Source organism: Hydrotalea sp. AMD, assembly GCF_004100315.1.
Taxonomy (GTDB): Bacteria; Bacteroidota; Bacteroidia; order Chitinophagales; family Chitinophagaceae; genus Hydrotalea; species Hydrotalea flava.
The window spans coordinates 64,932-84,406 of record NZ_SCKY01000007.1 but is presented as its reverse complement, the minus strand read 5'-3'; the positions used below and the strand labels follow the sequence as shown (position 1 = coordinate 84,406).

16 protein-coding genes and 2 tRNA genes are annotated in these 19,475 nt (G+C 35.9%); 9 read left to right on the top strand and 9 right to left on the bottom strand.

Annotation, left to right across the window (positions count from 1 at the left end):
- Window position 1: 1 nt before the first annotated feature.
- Entirely contained in the window at window positions 2-421 is a 420-nt protein-coding gene (locus EO766_RS06660) for a hypothetical protein (protein ID WP_074419146.1), read from the bottom strand.
- Between the two features lie 321 nt (window positions 422-742).
- Between EO766_RS06660 and EO766_RS06655 the strand changes: the two genes are divergently transcribed.
- Window positions 743-1,486, top strand: a complete 744-nt coding sequence (locus tag EO766_RS06655) for a hypothetical protein (protein ID WP_074419145.1) — start codon at window positions 743-745, stop codon at window positions 1,484-1,486.
- Window positions 1,487-1,635: 149 nt separating this feature from the next.
- Window positions 1,636-2,460 carry a hypothetical protein gene (locus tag EO766_RS06650; protein WP_081298640.1) on the top strand — a complete coding sequence of 275 codons (825 nt, stop codon included), beginning with the start codon at window positions 1,636-1,638 and terminating at the stop codon, window positions 2,458-2,460.
- A gap of 100 nt (window positions 2,461-2,560) precedes the next feature.
- On the opposite strand, the gene EO766_RS06645 is transcribed toward EO766_RS06650, so the two are convergent.
- The 4 genes from EO766_RS06645 to glyA form a co-directional block, all read right to left on the bottom strand.
- Window positions 2,561-4,639, bottom strand: coding sequence for a T9SS type B sorting domain-containing protein (locus EO766_RS06645; protein ID WP_179853192.1), 2,079 nt, complete (start codon window positions 4,637-4,639; stop codon window positions 2,561-2,563).
- A 666-nt stretch (window positions 4,640-5,305) separates the two neighbouring features.
- Window positions 5,306-6,304, bottom strand: coding sequence for a PorP/SprF family type IX secretion system membrane protein (locus EO766_RS06640; protein ID WP_179853191.1), 999 nt, complete (start codon window positions 6,302-6,304; stop codon window positions 5,306-5,308).
- A 596-nt stretch (window positions 6,305-6,900) separates the two neighbouring features.
- Complete coding sequence (locus EO766_RS06635) at window positions 6,901-7,317, bottom strand: DUF4293 family protein (RefSeq protein WP_068242746.1); 417 nt, start codon at window positions 7,315-7,317, stop codon at window positions 6,901-6,903.
- Window positions 7,318-7,360: 43 nt separating this feature from the next.
- Window positions 7,361-8,641 (bottom strand): serine hydroxymethyltransferase, encoded by a 1,281-nt coding sequence (gene glyA / locus EO766_RS06630; RefSeq protein WP_007743935.1) that lies wholly within the window; start codon window positions 8,639-8,641, stop codon window positions 7,361-7,363.
- A gap of 304 nt (window positions 8,642-8,945) precedes the next feature.
- Here glyA and EO766_RS06625 point away from each other — a divergent pair, with 304 nt between their 5' ends.
- Both EO766_RS06625 and EO766_RS06620 read left to right on the top strand, forming a co-directional pair.
- Entirely contained in the window at window positions 8,946-9,938 is a 993-nt protein-coding gene (locus tag EO766_RS06625; protein ID WP_074419141.1) for a sugar phosphate nucleotidyltransferase, read from the top strand.
- Between the two features lie 57 nt (window positions 9,939-9,995).
- Window positions 9,996-10,955 (top strand): NAD(P)H-dependent flavin oxidoreductase, encoded by a 960-nt coding sequence (locus EO766_RS06620; protein WP_074419140.1) that lies wholly within the window; start codon window positions 9,996-9,998, stop codon window positions 10,953-10,955.
- A gap of 47 nt (window positions 10,956-11,002) precedes the next feature.
- Here EO766_RS06620 and EO766_RS06615 read toward each other — a convergent pair whose 3' ends face one another.
- The 4 genes from EO766_RS06615 to EO766_RS06600 form a co-directional block, all read right to left on the bottom strand.
- Window positions 11,003-12,334, bottom strand: a complete 1,332-nt coding sequence (locus EO766_RS06615) for an ABC transporter permease (protein ID WP_074419139.1) — start codon at window positions 12,332-12,334, stop codon at window positions 11,003-11,005.
- 101 nt (window positions 12,335-12,435) lie between these two features.
- Window positions 12,436-13,371 carry an ABC transporter ATP-binding protein gene (locus tag EO766_RS06610; RefSeq protein ID WP_074419156.1) on the bottom strand — a complete coding sequence of 312 codons (936 nt, stop codon included), beginning with the start codon at window positions 13,369-13,371 and terminating at the stop codon, window positions 12,436-12,438.
- A gap of 137 nt (window positions 13,372-13,508) precedes the next feature.
- Complete coding sequence (locus tag EO766_RS06605; protein ID WP_074419138.1) at window positions 13,509-15,167, bottom strand: NAD(P)/FAD-dependent oxidoreductase; 1,659 nt, start codon at window positions 15,165-15,167, stop codon at window positions 13,509-13,511.
- 38 nt (window positions 15,168-15,205) lie between these two features.
- Window positions 15,206-15,580 carry a DUF3127 domain-containing protein gene (locus EO766_RS06600; protein ID WP_074419137.1) on the bottom strand — a complete coding sequence of 125 codons (375 nt, stop codon included), beginning with the start codon at window positions 15,578-15,580 and terminating at the stop codon, window positions 15,206-15,208.
- Window positions 15,581-15,694: 114 nt separating this feature from the next.
- Here EO766_RS06600 and EO766_RS06595 point away from each other — a divergent pair, with 114 nt between their 5' ends.
- From EO766_RS06595 to EO766_RS06575, 5 genes are all read left to right on the top strand, one after another.
- Entirely contained in the window at window positions 15,695-16,438 is a 744-nt protein-coding gene (locus EO766_RS06595; protein ID WP_074419136.1) for a 5'-nucleotidase C-terminal domain-containing protein, read from the top strand.
- Window positions 16,431-17,366 (top strand): bifunctional metallophosphatase/5'-nucleotidase, encoded by a 936-nt coding sequence (locus tag EO766_RS06590; protein ID WP_179852364.1) that lies wholly within the window; start codon window positions 16,431-16,433, stop codon window positions 17,364-17,366. Before EO766_RS06595 ends, EO766_RS06590 begins: the two co-directional genes overlap by 8 nt.
- Window positions 17,367-17,504: 138 nt before the next feature.
- Complete coding sequence (dnaA, locus tag EO766_RS06585; protein ID WP_074419135.1) at window positions 17,505-18,932, top strand: chromosomal replication initiator protein DnaA; 1,428 nt, start codon at window positions 17,505-17,507, stop codon at window positions 18,930-18,932.
- Between the two features lie 111 nt (window positions 18,933-19,043).
- Window positions 19,044-19,132: transfer RNA gene (locus EO766_RS06580), tRNA-Ser, on the top strand.
- 45 nt (window positions 19,133-19,177) lie between these two features.
- Window positions 19,178-19,251: transfer RNA gene (locus tag EO766_RS06575), tRNA-Pro, on the top strand.
- Window positions 19,252-19,475: the final 224 nt, after the last annotated feature.

Sequence of the window (19,475 nt, the reverse complement as noted above, 5' to 3'; positions counted from 1 at the left end):
GTTATTGTTTTTTTAGCAAGGTTGAAAAAAGCAGAAAGGCCAAAATAATGAGCAGGTAAGTCAGTATATCCAACCAATCAAACGTACCGCCAATAATGCCAAAGTATTGTAATATTTCCGTTAAAAATGGTACTACTAATATAGTTATTATTCCGGCTTTCTTCAAATAATTTAATTCTTTTAATAGCAAGGTTAGGAGGCATAGGGCAAGACACCACAACCCGTCTGCAAAGTAACCAAGCAAAAAATTCCTGATAAAAGTGGAATGAATCACAAAAACAGGATGAATGGAAAGATGCAACACATGAAACAGAAAAATATTGGGCTGCAGTAAAAAATAATTCAGAAAACCTGTAAACAAACAGATGGCGATGCAGATAATTAATACTTTATGATGGGTTGAAAAATGAAAATGAAACATTTTTTCGCTTTAATTTTTAATTCTTTCATCGAAATATGTGAAAAAAAGTACTAAAAAAACTTTTAAATTAATCTTACTGAATTTACTCTAAATACAATTTTAAATTTTAAAAATCAACACCTAAGCCATCTAATTTATAATAAAATCAGGCTCTATGCCACTATTTATTTGCATTTCCATCTAAATTTCCAAATTATTCGTATTTATCACCTGACCGGTTTGGCTGAGGAAACAGCAATATAAAAATTATTTCTGGCATAAAAATTGTCTTTGGAATAAATATTCATTCAATTCTATTTTCAAACTTTAAAAATTACAATTATGAAAACAATGATTCAATCAACCATTTTCATGACTGCCCTGTTTTTTTGTATCAGAACAGATGCACAAATTATTAATGTAGGAGGAACTATAAGAAGCACTACTGCTGCAACTGTTAATGCCGAAAGAGTAACAACTGCTGCTTCAAGAGCCGTTATCAATACTTCTAATGCAGTCAATACAGAAAGTAAAGCTGCAACAAAAGAATCAAAAAGTGCAGCCAGACGTACTTCAAAACAACTGAAAGCAGAATCAAGCAATAATGTTTCAGGAAGTACAAATTCAAATAGCTATTTGAATACTGAACATCAAGGCAGCAATACCAATATGAATGCTTCAATAGAAAGTAACACCGGGGTATCAGGGAATAGCGAATTACACAAAAATATGGCAGGCAGTGCAAATACAATCAAAAGCGATGCTACAAAAGAAGCTACCAATATTAAGGGCATTATAGAGTCTTCAGCACATGCCAATGCAAGTGCTCAAACAAATGCAAATGAAAATGCTGCCTTTAAGAGTGGTTCTGATAAAGGTTCTCTACAAAATAATTTAAATGCAGACAATTCTGCTCATGTTAATGCAGATCTTAATACTAAACCAGCAAAAAAGTATGTGAAATCTAAAGAAAACGAGGCTAATCAGACTATTCAAAAGGTAGGAGATAAATCTTCCCAAGAAAAGAAAGAAGCAAAAATTAAAGTTGCTGCTAAAGCCAACTCAGAAACTTCCATCCATAATTAAATTAATTTCAAAGAAAAGAGGCTACTTAAAAAAATGAATAGCCTCTTTTCCTTAATATAATGCGCATACAAATTTTTAGGTTTTCAACGGTTTTCAGGCAATCTGTTCTATAAAAGTGTTTTATTTTATTAATTTTAATAAATATTTATATGATTAATAAAATTGCAATAACAATGTTGGGTACTTTCAGCTTTATTTTATCAATTGTGCAACTTTATGCACAGAATGATACCACACGTTCTAATGAATTCTCTTTCGGAATAAATGGTGTTTCCAGATTCCAATATTTTGGAAGAACAGATAGTTTACAGAGCAGCGGTATGGTACCTTATATAGGTTATCAACTCAAATGTGGCTTATATGCACAGGGAAGCTTTATATTTTTAGAAAATTCTACCACCAGTTTAAACTATACAGGAGCATTGGGAGAAATTGGTTATAGATTCCAATCTACCAAAAATTTTAGTGGCAATATTTTTTTTACTAAATTATTCTACAATGAAAATAGCACTTTAGTACAATCGGCTTTACAATACCAGAGTGGATTAAACGCGGCTTATACAAACAAGATAATTAATTTTAATTTCGGTGCAGATTTAAAATTTAGTAACAAAACTGATATTGGAATTTCTCCAGGTTTAGACCATATATTTATTCTAAAAATAAGAAATAAAATTCCAATGGCACTTGCAATTGATCCAACAGCCTATGCATATTTTGGTACTCAAAATTTTTCAAGAACTTATCTTGAAAAAAGTTCAATATTATTTATCCCCATTTCTCAACAAACTGTTACAGATAATAGTGTAAAATTTAATTTACTTTCATATGAATTTTCAGTGCCGATTGTTTTTGTAGCAGGAAAATTTAATATTAATATTACTCCCTCCTATACCATACCCATGAATCTTATTCCGGGGGAATATGGTAAAAATTTGTTTTACATTACCTTTGGATTGGGTGTTAGAATTTAATAAGCGTTCGGCAGGCTGTAAATTATGTTTTAAACTACACAAATACGGAACCACTATGAGATGTTCTTAAAATCAATAAAATTTAAAACCAATAGATTTTTTATCGTAATAAAGTAGTGCTTCCTTCCCTGTAAATTCTTTGGCCTTTTTCATTAGAAGCTTCGGCTACCCAAACATAGGTATCAAGAGGCTGTAAAGTACCATTTACGGTGCCATCCCATCCATTGCCTTCATCGGCTGTTTGAAACAATAGCCTGCCTTTACGATCGTATACTCTAAAGAAATTCAAACGGTTGTAGCCAATTAAATTCACCAACAATCTATCATTTTGCCCATCGCCATTGGGTGAAAATACATTGGCCACATAAATGCCGGCATTGGCTGTGGCATTTACTGCTACTGTATCAGTAACAGTACAACCGGATGCGGCAGTTACCATAACGGTATATTGCTGACGGCCGGCAGTTACATTCAATAACGGATTAGCAGTATTGGCATTTACAAAAGCTGTAGCAGGTTGCCATTGGTACTGAACCCCTACTCTGCCGGTCTGTAAACGGATGGCAGTTTGTTCTGTTTCTATAACAGGCAATAGCTTTCCTGCATCCGGGCGTTCAATTTGAATGGTTTTAATAGCTTCAGTTGTTAATGCTATACAAACCTGAGAAGTAATTTTTAGTTGCACTTTCACTTCACCGGCTACGTTATAAGTAAATGCAGGACTGGCTTCATAACTGATATTCCCCCTATTATCTGTCCACTCAAAGTTTACAGGACCACTATTACTTACCTCTGATAAGTTTTGAAAATGTACCGGTAAATTGGTACAATAAGTTGTAAAGTTAAAAGCAGCTTTAGGTTTTGCAATGCCGGCAATGGTTACCTGCACAATAGCAGGATTACTACAACCATTAGAATCGGTTAATTGTACACCATAATTACCGGCAGTATTTACCTGTAGTATGTTTGATTTTTCTTGCAAAGGTTGTTGATTTTTAAACCATTGATAGGATTCAGCTTGTGGTGCCATTAATTGTAGCTGACTACCTTCACACAGCAAAGTTCCCTTAGGAGATATTACTTTGTTTACCGGAATATCATGCACCTGTATTTTAGCTGTGGTAGTACCGGTACAACCACTACTGTCTTTTACTGTATAGAAGACTTGAAGTATACCCGGATAATTGGCTACTAATGTACCATCAGTATTTATATTAGCAAGCAAATTATTGCTAACAGCGTCTGAAAAGGTTGGATTATTTATGCCCCAAACGCCATTAGATGGAGTGCCTTTCAACGCAATTTTTTCACCTTTACAGATACTACTTTTCGCATCAATAGTAACTTTTCCTTTCATGCCTATTACTTCTAATACAATGGGCACTTGCATGAATAATCCATCTTTATTGCTGATGGTTAATTGCAACTGTACCATCCCTACATATGCAGGAATAGCGGTAAAATGAAGCAGTTTGTTACTATTTTTTTCAATTATTTGAATAGCATTATCGGGTAAAAAAGTTTGATTTGAAGAAGTTACGCTGCAAACAATATCTGCTAATTCATTTGCATCTCCGGTAATGGGAATGGGAATATCAGAGATAGCATCCCCCAAACAAATTTTTTGTGAAAGGATGGGTTGTACCCTGATAGCGGCATGGCTCTCGGCATATTCTAAAGCCTCATCGAATACCATTATAATTAAAGAACCATCCATTAATCCGTTGTGTTCTATTGTAACATTGGTAAAAGGTTCTGATGCATGCACTTGTATACGTGCACCCGCATTTATTCCTTTACAAATTAATTGATTACCGGCAATCGTCCATTTATCAGCACAACCGGAAAGTATGCTAATTTGAACGTTCCCTCTGTTTACTGAAAAAGTAAAGGTTTCAGTAGTATCAGCAGCATTGATATTGTACACCATATCATTTACCCCTTGTGAAAATGTATTGGTAAAAGAAGCAGGCCCATAAGCACCCAGCCATATACTGCCCGGTTTGATTGCCACACCACAACTGCTCCAGGCAGCACCATAATCAACAAAAGAACCGGAACCAAAAGATGTAACTGTAATGTTGTTATAGGTAAAAGGAAAATCAGCAAACCCTTTTTCAAACTGAAAAGACTGTGCGCCTGCACTAAAAAAAACCACCATTCCCATGAAGCTCATCATATACTTCAACAGGAATGGTAGTCTTTGAAAAATTATATGGTTTTTCACGGTTTTCATGGAAATCAGACAGGGAACATCGTTCACTCTAATGAAAGTAGTTATGCATATTCAAAGACATTGTAACAAAGGGAAGTAAAGAAAAGTCGTATCTTTTGATAATATTGTGTAGTAATAATAATAGTGGAATGCAGTAAAAATTTTGGCTTCTATTATTTATTATTTCAAATTAGTTAATGGATTTTATTTGAAAGAAATTGAATTCAATCAAAAAAATGGCGTATCCATGCTTTTTTTCAAAAGAATAATAAAAGCAATACAGGTTTTGTAGTAATATTCAAATTTGGCTTCATTGAATTAACCTCACCTTGACAATCTATTACAGGCAGTAGCATCAAAGATGCTATGTTACATATGATTAGCAATCATACACAGGAGCACAAAAAAATAAAACTTAATTTATATACTATATTTTTATTTATTATTCGGAGATGAATAAAAATGACAGAAATAATAAAATTACAATCTGATCACTTTCATTAGTACCAACAAAATGCCGGTAAATACATGATGCATACCGGCATTTGTTTTGGTTTCAAGCGGTTTATAATTATGTTATACTCCCCTGTAATTTGTTTAGTTGCATATATTTGTTATTAGCAGCATTGTTTAATACTGTATAATCTTCTTAACGGGCCTTGGTTGGTGTTTGGCAGAAAAGAACTGCCAGGCAAAACTCAACTCCATACTCTGTACACTGTTGGATGCTGTTTTTACGCCTGAAGTAACCACGTCATACGTTAAACCCGCTATCCATCTTTCTGATTCTAATCCAATGTATGGATACACTGCATCGCCAAACCGATCCCATAATCCCACATTAAAACTCCTTAATGTTTTGTCCTTCACGCTAATTTTATAAACAGCTCCTAAGGAATGAATGCTGTTCTGACCCTGCATCTCCGATATTTCACTAAACAACAACTGGTTGTGGTTCGCTAAATTAAAATACACGCTTCCCTGTATACTATACCTTGCTTCAACAGTATAGGTTGAGTTTAAATACACGCCATCTTTGGGTTTGGATGCATGAAATACTGCTGCACCTACATTAAAACCCCACTTCGTATCTGTATAATTGTAGTTTAAACCGGCATTCACTTCTAAGTAATGGTTGCTTTGTATGGTTACCGGATCGTTAGAAGGAACACTTCTTTGAAAACCCATGCTACCAAACTGCGACTGAAACTCAAACTTACTGGGGTCAACCAATCGGCCTGCATAATTGGCGGTTAAACCGGCACCTAAATGATGATGGCCTGCTCCATCCAATGTTATATTATAAGCTGCACCCAAACTTAGATAAGTATCTTTCAATAAACCGTTATTCGACTCATCACTGAATACCATCATGCCAATACCTAACTGATTATCGCCGGTGCTATTCGTGGCTACCCGTTTTTCAATGGAAGCAGTATAGGTATTATAAGGTGCTACGGTTCCTCCCCACCATTGGCGCCGTAATGTGCTGGTTAAACGCCAATCTTCCACATCTTTTCCCATTAGGGATGGATTAATAGTCATGGGTGAAGTAAAGTATTGCGAAAAATGCGGATCTTGTGCATTGGCACTGTTAACGGCTCCAGCTAATATTAGTATAATCCACATTATGAAATTGTAAATACATCTATTAGGCATATTGCAGGATTAAGATATTGAATTAAGATGGCGAATTAATAACCTCATTTAATTCATGATTTAATTATTTTATATTAAATAAAATTCAATCACTAAAACTTTATTTAAATTTTCTCTGACAATTCATTTGTATTGTCAAAATAGTATTCAAATTTTTAATTAATTAAAAATAGTTAATAATAAAGCAAATAACACTAATAAGCGAACTCGGATTTATTCCATTTTATCAATTGCAGGTAAAAAATAACTAAACAAAATTAGTAATACATTAATGGAAAGATTTTAAAAGGAATTTAGTCTGATTTAAAAGAAAAACAAAATAAATTTAATATAAATATATAAATTATTGATAAATAATAATTTAAAGTTAAATTGAAGAATTTGTAGTAGTATTCTTACAATTGTTTTTAAATTAATACTATAAAATTTTAAACAGTATTGAAACTGAAATGTAACAAATTTATCAATCAAATATTTTTATTTGCAAATATAAAAAGGTTCTTTATCACCAATCCACCTTTAAATAGTCAACTAATTAGGAAATTAAATAAGTATTCTACTAACGTTTATCTCAATCTGTCTACACTTTTCACCAATTGTTCATCCTTATACATGCCACGCATGGCCAATATTAACCAAGCAGGCATAGCGATATAAACCAGTACCGAAATTTCATAAGCGCCTTGCACAAATTGTTTGGTTTGAAGGTAGAGCAGAAATAGCTGTAAAAGTGATACCAGAAACAATAGTAGCGTTAACCACAATTGTTGCTTACGGTTTTTGTATAGAAAAATAAATACCAAGGCTATTATTCCAATTGCTACCGTAATAATATTCAACAATATGGTTGTATTGCCGGTAACTGATTGATAACTGCCGGCCTGGTCAGCAATTTTATTTCCACTGTAAAATGGCAGTTTTAAAGTGGCAAAAGCACAAACAGCGGTTAACAGTAACCAAAAAGATTGAATACGTTGTATCATAAAACAGTAATTGATTCATTCAGAAATGATTATATAAACTCCTTTAACCCAATTCAGGATATAATGGGAACTGCAGCATCCAATCATTCACCTGTTTTTTCACCTTTTCAACAGTGGATGTATCATCAGCATTCATTAATACCGTATCGATGGCATTTACCACAAATTGCATGTGCTCTTCCTTGCACCCTCTGGTTGTAATAGCAGGCACGCCAAAACGAATACCGGAAGTTACAAAAGCACTTTTATCATCATAGGGTACCATATTTTTATTGGCTGTAATATCAGCCCGGCCCAGTACCTGTTCTGCTTTTTTTCCGCTGATATTTTTATTACGCAAGTCAATGAGCATTAGATGATTATCGGTTCCGCCACTTATAATCTTGTATTCTTTGTCCACAAAAGCCTTTGCCATGGCTTGTGCATTCAATTGTACTTGTTTGGCATATTGTGTAAATTCGTCTGAAAGTATTTCACCAAAAGCCACTGCTTTGGCTGCAATAACATGTTCCAACGGACCGCCTTGTGTGCCTGGAAATACCGCCATATCAATTAAATGGCTCATCATTCTAATATTTCCTTTCATATCTTTTAATCCAAACGGATTCTCAAAATCTTTTCCCATCATAATCACACCACCTCTCGGACCTCTTAAAGTTTTGTGGGTTGTTGATGTTACAAAATGGCAATGCTCAAATGGGTTTCCTAACAAACCTTTGGCAATTAATCCTGCCGGATGTGCAATATCTGCCATTACAAAAGCACCTACTTCATCGGCCACTTTTCTAATACGGGCATAATCAATATCTCTGCTATAGGCACTGGCACCACAAATAATGAGTTTAGGTTTAACGCTGCGGGCTTTTTCTTCCAGCATGGCATAATCTAATAAGCCTTCTTCTTTGGTAACTCCATAAAAATGAGGTTGGTATAACTTACCGCTAAAATTCACGGCCGCACCATGGGTTAAGTGGCCGCCCATACTTAAATCCAATCCTAAAATAGCATCGCCAGGTTGCAAAACAGCCAGCATTAATGCAGCATTGGCCTGTGCGCCGCTATGTGGTTGTACGTTTGCATACTCAATATTAAATATTTGCTTTAAACGGTCAATAGCCAATTGTTCAGTTTGGTCAACTATTTCACAACCACCATAATACCTTCTGCCTGGGTATCCTTCGGCATATTTATTTGTCATTACCCCACCCATGGCCTGCATTACCTGTAAACTGGTAAAATTTTCTGAAGCAATTAATTCAATGCCTCTGCGCTGTCTTTCTAATTCCTGCTGTATAAGGTTAAAAACCAAGGTATCTCTTTGCATAAATTGGCGTATTTAAAATAAGGGGTAAAATGATGAAACAAATAATATTTCCTGCAAAAATAGTTCTTCATATTTAGCTTGCCATAACTTGTTTATAACACTGTAAAAAAAGATGATTTGCTGATAAAAAAAAGTTTTCCCTATTTTCACACCCCAAAATATTGGTTGGAAAGGTTTGTAAAGATGCAACTACCCTGTAATTCAGCATCCCGCATTCCAAACAAATTTTTACGAAACCAATTCGAATGCATAGTTTTAATGAGCAGAATCGTTTAATCAACGAAACAAAACCGACTCTTTAGTAATGAAAGCAATCATACCTGTTGCTGGTGCTGGTACTAAATTAAGGCCCCACACCTATACACAACCCAAAGCATTAATACCCATTGCAGGTAAAACCATATTAAGTTTTATTGTTGACCAATTACATGAAGCCGGCATCAATGAATTTATTTTTATAGTAGGTTATTTAGGGGAAAAAATTCAAGAATATGTTGCCCAAACCTACCCTCATTTAATCACACACTTTGTTTACCAGAATGAAAGACAGGGAACCGGACATGCCATTGAATTAACTAAAAATATTGTAGGTGATGATGAAGTGTTTGTAACCCTGGGAGATACAATTTGCGAATTTGATGTAAAAGAAGTTTTAAACAGCCCTTATAGCATGTTGGGTGTAAAAAAAGTAGATGATCCCAGACATTTTGGTGTAGCAGCAATTGATGAAAATGGATTTATTGAGCAAGTGGTAGAAAAACCTGCTATCCCTAAAAGCAATATGGCATTGGTGGGTCTTTATAAAATTAAAGAAACCAATTTTTTGTATGAATGTCTGCATCACATTTTTACACAAAACATCCGAACCTTAGGTGAATATAATTTAACTGATGCATTGGAATGTATGATTGCAAGGGGTGCAAAATTTCAATCTTTTAAAGTAAAAAATTGGTTCGATTGTGGTAAAAAAGAAACACTTTTAGAAAGTAATGCCACATTATTAAAAAAATTTGGCGGCAAAACTGATGATACAGCTAAATTAGAAAATACCATTATTATTCCACCGGTTAGTATTGGTGCAGGTTGTACCTTAAAAAATGCCATTGTAGGCCCGCATGTAGCGATTGGTGCCAATACCCATATTCAATTTTCTATTTTGCGTGATAGCATTATTGGCTCTTATACACATTTATTTGAAGTAGTACTCGATAATTCGCTGATTGGAAGCGATGCTTCAGTAAAAGGTTTAAGCCGAAGTTTAAATATTGGCGATAATACTGAAATTGATTTCGGATAACGACAATATGATAATTAATATTTATCCGATATTTTATATAATGAATTAATGTATGCTATGTTTTCGAACAGGATTACAAAGCTTTTCTCCATTGAGTATCCCATCATTCAGGCAGGTATGGTATGGGCCAGTGGGTGGAAATTAGCAGCTGCCGTAAGCAATGCAGGTGGATTAGGAATTATTGGCGCAGGCAGCATGTATCCTGAAGTTTTAAAAGAACATATACAACAATGCAAAAAAGCAACCGGAAAACCTTTTGCAGTGAATTTGCCTTTAATGTATCCGGATATTGACCAGCATATTGCTACCATTATTGAAGCGCAGGTACCCATTGTTTTTACCAGTGCAGGAAATCCAAAAACCTTTACCCCACTTTTAAAAAGTAAAGGCATTACCGTTGTTCATGTGGTAAGCAGCAGTTTGTTTGCACAAAAAGCAGTAGCTGCAGGTGTTGATGCGGTAGTTGCAGAAGGTTTTGAAGCAGGTGGGCACAATGGAAGAGAAGAAACAACCACCTTTGTTTTAATCCCTTTGGTTCGTAGAGCAATCAACATTCCGGTAATTGCTGCAGGAGGCATTGCTACTGGAAGACAAATGCTTGCTGCCATGGTATTGGGCGCCGATGGAGTACAGATTGGAAGTAGGTTTGTATGCACACCTGAAGCCTCCTCACACATCAACTTCAAGCAAAAAATAATAGCAGCAAAAGAGGGTGATACTGTTTTAAGCCTGAAAAAACACGTACCTGTCCGACTATTAAAAAACCCGTTCTACCAACAAATTCATGAAGCAGAAATGAATGGAGCCGATGCTGCCACATTACAGCAACTACTAGGTAAAGGACGTGCTAAAAAAGGTATGTTTGAAGGCGATATGGAAGAAGGTGAATTAGAAATTGGCCAGGTAAGTGCTTTAATTGACGATATAAAACCAGCCGCTGATATTGTCCATGAAATATGGAACGAATTTAATGTTGCATTACAACAGCCACTGGTATTTTCCGATAATATTATATAAAAAACAGGCAGCCCAAAAGCTGCCTGATTCATCATTACAAAATATTTTTAATTCTTGATAAATGCCCATTTCCACATCTCTTTCCATGTAGGTTTTTTACCATACATTAAAATACCCACTCTGTAAATTTTTGCAGCCAGCCAGGTAGTGGCCAAAAAGCCTCCAATCAATAATGCCATGCTCATCAATAATTGCCAAAGTGGAACACCATCAGGCACACCATGTGCAATACGGGCCATCATAACTATGGGCGATGTAAGTGGAAACATGCTGCCAAATACCGCCAATGAACTGTTGGGCTCATTCACTGCTTTTGTCATAATAACCATTGCAAAAATAATGGGCATTGTAATCGGCAATAACAAACTTTGTGCATCCTGCGGATCTTCATTCACGGCACTACCCACAGCCGCAAATAATGAAGCATACAGTAAATAACCACCAAGAAAATAAAATATGAATGTGCCAATAATGAAAGGAAAATTAATGGTACTTAATCCGGCCATTACTTCCTGTAACCCGCCACTATTTTTCATGGAAGCAGCAGCCTGCATAGCACCCGGTTGCATAGGTAGCTCACTTGTCTGTTGACCAATCTGCGGAAAAATAAAAGGAAGTAACATGGTTAATCCGAGAATTAACACAATCCAAATAATAAATTGAACCAGACCTACGGCACCAATACCGGTTATTTTTCCCATCATTAATTTAAATGGTTTAACACTGCTTACAATTACCTCTGCAATGCGATTCATTTTTTCTTCCATTACACCACGCATAACCATTGTTCCATAAATAAACAGAATAATATATATTAAGAACCCACTAAAATAGCCTACTCCATAACTAACGCCGGCTTTGGCATCAGAGTCTTTTTTCCCTTCCAGACTTGTAAACTGTAAAGTATTTGCATTTTGTATGCTATCAATTTGTCTTTTATTCAGGTTCAATGCTATTAACCTTTTTTCTTCCAATAAATCAGAAAATTTTTTTTGAATTTTATCACGTGTCAGCAATCCAATTGATTTATCTGATTTTAATGAGAGGGTATCAAACCCCATAATATTATAATGCTCAGGTACAACAATATAGCCGGTAATCTTTTTTTGTTGTATTTGTTTATCCAAATCGTTTACCGATGCATCTTTCAAGATACTGAACTGCACATCACCACTTTGTTTGGTCGAAATATCATCCATAATATGTGCACGGTCTACAATTGCAATTTGAATATTATCGCTGGTTTTTACAGAGAAATAGATTATCAATGCATAAAAACCAAAAATAAACAACGGCAATAGAATTGTGGTTAATAAAAAAGTTTTCTTTTGCACCCGGCTTAAAAATTCGCGGCGGGCTATTAAAAAAGTTTTATTCATACTGTTAATTTAAATCGTTTTAAATGGAATAGATGAGATGATGCATAAACTTTTGAAAATACGGTTGAATCATTTTGTTGTAATGAATCAATAAAAATTAATTATTGTACTGTTTCAAAACTTCTTGCAGCACTATGTGTTGATTCAACCAACTGAATAAATATATCATTCAGTGATGGTAATATTTCATTGAAAGCAACCACATTTACATTTTGTGCAATAAAAAACTGCAATACATCATTGCTCCTAAACCCGGAATGAATAATCAGGGTAAAATCATTGCCTTTCTGATGCACAACTTCAAAAGAAGGATGTATAAGACTTGCAGGAGCAGTGTCAAAAGCAATATTAAAGGTATGCTGTTTAAACTGTTGTTTAATATCCTGTACTTTACCATCCAGAATTTTCTTACCCAGATTAACTAAAACAATATGATTACAAATTTCCTCTACCTGCTCCATACGATGCGTACTGAAAATAACGGTACTGCCTTGTTGTGCCAGCCGGTAAATTTCATCTTTTATCAAATTAGCATTCACCGGATCTAAGCCACTAAAAGGTTCATCTAATATAATTAATTTAGGTTCGTGTAAAACAGTGGTAACAAATTGTAGTTTTTGGCTCATCCCCTTACTCAGGTCTTCCACCTTTTTATTCCACCAGCTTTCCATTTCTAACTTCTTAAACCAAAAACGAATTTTGGAAAGTGCTTCTGCCCTGCTTAATCCTTTTAATTGTGCCAAGTATAAAGCCTGCTCTCCTATTTTCATTTTTTTATACAAACCCCGTTCCTCCGGCATATACCCAATTTTAACCGTATCATCTAAGGGGCTAAATGGTTTGCCATCAAATGTTATATCACCTTCATCCGGATAAATGATGCCCGTTATCATACGCAGCAAAGTGGTTTTACCGGCACCATTGGGGCCCAGCAAGCCAAATATGCTGCCAGCCTCAATTTCAAAACTAATATCATCTACCGCTTTTTGGATAGCATAATATTTTTTTAAATGGTGTAATTGTAAAATAGCATTCATAACATTGTAATAATTAATGTTGGGTTTATGATTGATTGGAATAAACAACCATTAGCAATTTTAATATATTTTATTGAAATAACGTATTAAATATTTTAAGTGTTATGAATAATTGAGCAATCGGTATACAATACCTTTTATACATACCGTTGTGCAATAGCAGCCGCAACCAACTCACCATCAATGGCGGCGCTAACAATACCTCCGGCGTATCCGGCACCTTCCCCACAAGGATATAGATATTGAATTTGCGGATGTTGCAATGTGTGGGAATTTCGGGGAATACGTACCGGTGAAGATGTACGACTTTCAGTAGCTACCACCACTGCTTCATTGGTTAAGTAACCTTTCATTTTTTTACCGAAATTTTTAAACCCTTGTTGTAATGATTGATGAATAAAATCAGGAAGAACGCCTTTTAAATCTACAGATTGCAGGCCGGGTATGTAACTACAATCGGGTAAAGAGGATGACATTTTATTATTTGTAAAATCAATTAATCGTTGAGCAGGTGCAACAAAATGACCACCACCTGCTGTAAAAGCCAATTGCTCAGCCCATTGCTGAAAATACAACAGTGCCAATGGGTGCTGTTCAGGTGGAATTACTTTAGAAGGAATAGATAATGCAACCTGTTGTTCCCGATACCAATTTTCATGTTGCAGCAACCAATGCGCTGCATCTTTTAAACCAACCTGTACTACCATACCGCTATTGGCAAATGGATTATTGCGCTTAGAAGGGCTCCACCCATTCACCACCAATTCGTTGGGTGATGTTGCTGCAGGTGCAATAATGCCGCCGGGACACATACAAAAACTAAATACCCCTCTTCCATTTACCTGTTCTACCAAACTATAAGCGGCAGGCGGCAAATGAAGATCTCGGTTACTTTCAGCCACATGCCCATTTGAAATGGGGCAATGGTATTGAATGGCGTCTATTAATGCCTGGGGGTGTTCTACTCGAACCCCCAATGCAAACGGTTTAGCTTCTATCCCTATTTTTTTTTGGAAAAACAAATGAAAAATATCTCTGGCCGAATGGCCTGTTGCCAGAATTACCGCATCTGCTTTCCAAACTGCATTGTTTGCTGTGAGAACGCCTTTTATTTGATTGTGCTCTATCAAAAAATCAACCACACGCTGTTCAAAATAGCAAGCGCCTCCGGCATCAATAATTTGCTGCCGCATCGCAGTAATAATATGTGGCAATTTATTGGTACCAATGTGCGGATGGGCCTGGTATAAAATTTTTTCATCTGCCCCAAATTGTACAAACAATTGTAAAATTCTGTTTACATCACCCCGCTTCGTACTTCGGGTATATAATTTACCATCGCTGTAAGTACCGGCTCCCCCTTCACCAAAACAATAATTACTATCTGTATTTACAATACCTTCTTTATTGAGCCTGGCTAAATCTCTTCTTCTTTCTCTAACTGCTTTTCCCCGTTCCAGGATAATGGGTTGAATGCCTTTTTCAATTAATGAAAGCGCTGCAAATAAACCTGCAGGGCCAGCGCCAATAATAATCACTTTTTTTGTGGCATGATGTACAGAAGGAAATTGAATAATATGGCGTGGCCTTTCGATAAAAGGTTCATCCACATATACCCGAATGGTTTTATTCATCCATACCTGTTGTCTGCTTCGGGCATCAATTGATTCTTTTTCAACAAAAAAACCACTCAGGCGTTCAGGTGCAATGCCCAGTTCTTTTGCCAGATAATTTTCTACAAATAAGGCATCGGCTGCCTGTGCAGGTGTTAAACGAAGCGAAATACTTTTTTGCATGTTGATAGGTTTTTACCCTATAAAACCATGTACATTTTTTAGAACGGCAAATCATCTGCTATCATATCAGCAGCCGGTGCATCGGGAATATAATCGCCGGTTGCAGTATTACCTTCAGATAGTTTGGCCGATTCCATTCTCCAGGCATCTAAATTGGTAATATAATTTTCCTTACCATCTTTTACCCATTTGGTGCCTTTAATATTAAACAGCACTTTTACAGTTTCGCCAAGGGTAAATCTATCGGGCATTGAAGTTTTATCCTGTACACATTGAAATTTTACATAATTTGTAATGATGCGTCCACCAATATCTTCCGACTTTTCAATTACAAACTCACGTGTTTTAAAAGTTTCAGTGCGTTGCACAATATCAAAGCGGGCCACTAATTTTCCTGTAATCTCGTAACTCATAAAAAATAATTTATTGCGGCAAAAGTAGCTTTTTACAAATGCAATACCTTATCTAAAATTTATTCTTTTCGCAAAATAAATTTTGTACCTTACTTTTTCCAATACTACTGTTCTATGATGCGCTCTATTTTAAGTATTCTATTTTTTTATTTATTATACACACAAAGCCTTACTGCACAGGCCATACAAGTCAATTATCAATATCATGCCATATATTCTACTAATGAAAAGGATACAGTTGTGCAGCAATGGTTACAACCCTATGCCGATAGTGTACACAATTACCTGAATCAGGTTATAGGCTTTTCATTAGAAAAAGTTTATAAAAAAAGTGGCGGAGGGCTATTGGGAAATTTTATTACGGAAGCCATGTTACAGCAGGCAACCTTACAAACCGGAACGAAGATTGATGCCGCATTTATGCATCCTGCCGGTATTAAAGGTTTTCTTCCGCAAGGCAATATAACCATTGGCACATTATATGCTATGTTTCCCTACACCAATCGTTTAGTTGTGCAACAAATAAGAGGAGATGTTTTACAATTATTTTTCGACAGGATGGCAACTGATGGCGGTTGGCCTGCCGCCGGCGTTCAATACGCTATTGATATTCATGGTAAGGCAAAAAAAATTATGATACAACAACAACCTATTGTACCCGGCGCAGTATATTGCATTGTGGTAACTGATTATATGGCTAATGGTGGAAGTAATTGTGGTATGTTGCGAACACTACCCTCCATCGCATTACATACTAACCTGATAGAAACCTGCAAAAATTATATTCTATCATTTACTAAAAATAATGTGCCAATAGCCATCAACAAAAATGAGCCTATTTTCAATATCTATGAATAGAAGAACCTTCATACAAAATACTTTCAAGGCCGGACTTTTCACCGGCATTTCCATATTACCGGCCAGTAGCTTATTGGCAAAAAAAATGGTTAACGAAACCTATTTAACCCTGCTGCATACCAACGATACACATAGCCAAATATTTCCATTTGAAAGTAACAGCGGCCACTACGCAGGTATGGGTGGTATTGAAAGCAGGAAACGAATGATTGAGCAAATAAGAAGTAAAGGACAACCGACTTTATTATTAGATGCAGGCGATTTTTGCGGTGACAGACCCATTTATGATGCTTTTAAAGGAAAAGCAGAATTAGAAGCCATGCGTTTATTGGGTTATGATGCTTTTACCTTAGGTGAAAAAGATTTTTCAGGAGGTATTGACAATCTTGCTACACAAATACAGGCCACGGGCATGAAACCTACCATTTGCAATTATGATTTTACCTATACTGCGCTTCAAAATTATTATCAGCCTTACACCATTATTCATAGAGAAAACCTGAAAATAGGAGTCCTGGGTGTATTACTGCCATTGCATGACAAAATTTCTATTTCAGGGATAGAAAATTTAGTTTACCTTGATGCGGTGGAACAAGCCAATAAAACAGCCAACATTTTACAACAGCAGCAATGTGATATCATCATCTGTTTATCACATTTAGGTGATCGGTATGCTGATGGCCGAATCAGCGATGAAGTACTGGCAAAAAATAATGATTGTATTGATGTAATTATTGGCGGACATACACATAAATTTTTTAATCAACCACGTGTATATCAAAACAAAAGCAGTGGCCATACACTTGTAAATCAGGCAGGATGGGGCGGTATACAAATGGGGCAATTAGATTATGTATTCACCAATACAACCCATAAAAAGTTAATTCGAACGCGAAACATTTTCCTAAAGGAAAAAAAGAATGAATAAAAAATTTTTTTTTCAACATAAAGTCTACATATTCGCAGTCCGTCTATACTTTTTTTGTGCAGTTTGATGCTGAGGTACTATATCGGGCATTCGAAAAAAAATATTTCTTAAACTTATTGATAAATTGTTGCAAATAGTATGGTAAAAACTGCTGAATCAATCTGGGACAATTGCCTTAAAATTATTAAAGACATTGTAGAATGGCAACATTACAAAACCTGGTTTGAACCCATCAAACCTATTGAGCTTAAAAATAATGTGTTACTGATTCAGGTACCCAGCCAATTTTTCTATGAATATTTAGAAGAACACTACGTTAATTTATTAGCAAAAACGCTAAAGCGTGAATTAGGAAAAGATGCCCGTTTAGAATACCGTATTATGGTAGACAGTGGCAATGGTCGCAATGGCAGTATGGACTTACCCGCCAGCGGCATGAAAATTTATGCCAACAATGAAATGAGTTTTCCGCTGGTAATAGATAATCCTGTAAAAAATCCTTTCATTATTCCCGGGTTAAAGAAAATGCAAATAGACCCTCAGTTGAATGCATCTTATATTTTCGATTCATTTATTGAAGGCGATTGTAATCGTGTTGCCCGCAGGGCCGGAAAAACCGTAGCTGAAAAACCAGGCGCCAATTCATTCAATCCATTGGTAATTTATGGTGGCGTGGGTTTGGGTAAAACACATTTGGCACAGGCTATTGGAAATGAAGTGAAACGATTGCATCCCGGTAAAGTAGTGTTATATGTAAGTAGTGAAAAATTTATTAATCAGTTTCAGGACCACAGCCGTAATAATGCCATCAACGATTTCATTCATTTTTACCAGTTAATAGATGTATTGATTATTGATGATGTGCAATTTTTTAATCGTGCTGAAAAATCGCAGGATGCCTTCTTTGCCATTTTTAACCATTTACACCAAAGTGGCAAACAATTGGTACTTACTTCCGATAAATCGCCGAAAGATTTAGACGGCATGCAGGAACGCCTGTTAAGCCGTTTCCGCTGGGGCTTAAGCACCGATTTGCAATTACCCGATTATGATACCCGTATTGAAATTTTAGAACATAAAATGAAGAACGACGGGTTGGACATGAGTAAAGAGGTAGTAAAATATGTGGCCTACAATATTAATACCAATGTGAGAGAATTAGAAGGAGCCTTAATATCGTTATTGGCACAATCGTCTTTAAACAAGAAAGAGATTGATTTAGAGTTGGCTAAAAAGGTACTACGCAATTTTGTAAAAACCAGCAGTAAAGAAATTACCATAGAAGCCATTCAGAAAATGGTATGCGAATATTTTGATGTACCTTATGAACGTTTATTACATAAAACCAGAAAGCGTGAAATAGTACAGGCCCGGCAAATTACCATGTACTTAGCCAAAGCTTTTACCAAAAACTCATTAAAAACCATTGGAGAACATTTTGGCGGAAGAGATCATACAACCGTTATTCACTCCTGCCAAACGGTAAAAGATTTAATGGATACCGATACCATATTCAGAGAAAATGTAATGGAATTAACGCAAAAAGTGCAGTTAGCTGCTATGTAATGGGTCAAAAAAAATAAAGGCCAAAAAATATTTTAAGAATTAGCAAAGCTGATTTTAGGATTTTACAACTGGTGTTCCTATTTTTGCAACCCCAAACGAAAGAATGGGAATGGTGAGGTGGGTGAGTGGCTCAAACCAGTAGTTTGCTAAACTGCCGTACGGGTTAAACTGTACCGAGGGTTCGAATCCCTCCCTCACCGCAAAATATACGCACAAACAAAGTGCGTTTTTTTATCCATAGGGCTCGGGAGGTAGTTCAGCCCGGTAGAATACCTGGTTTGGGACCAGGGGGTCGCAGGTTCGAATCCTGTCCTCCCGACAGAAGCTTCAAAAAGGCAATCCATTAACAAGGATTGCTTTTTTTATTTTGTGCTGTAATGCAGTGGTGATGGGCATCGCATCATCATTTGTTTGTGCAAAAACAAGATTATCCTGGCGTATGTCTGTGTCTACTGTTGTCCTGTAAAATCAAACTGCCATATAAAACATCTGTTTTAGTATAGTAAATAAGGCAGCATTAATACTTTTGCTTTTCTTAATTCT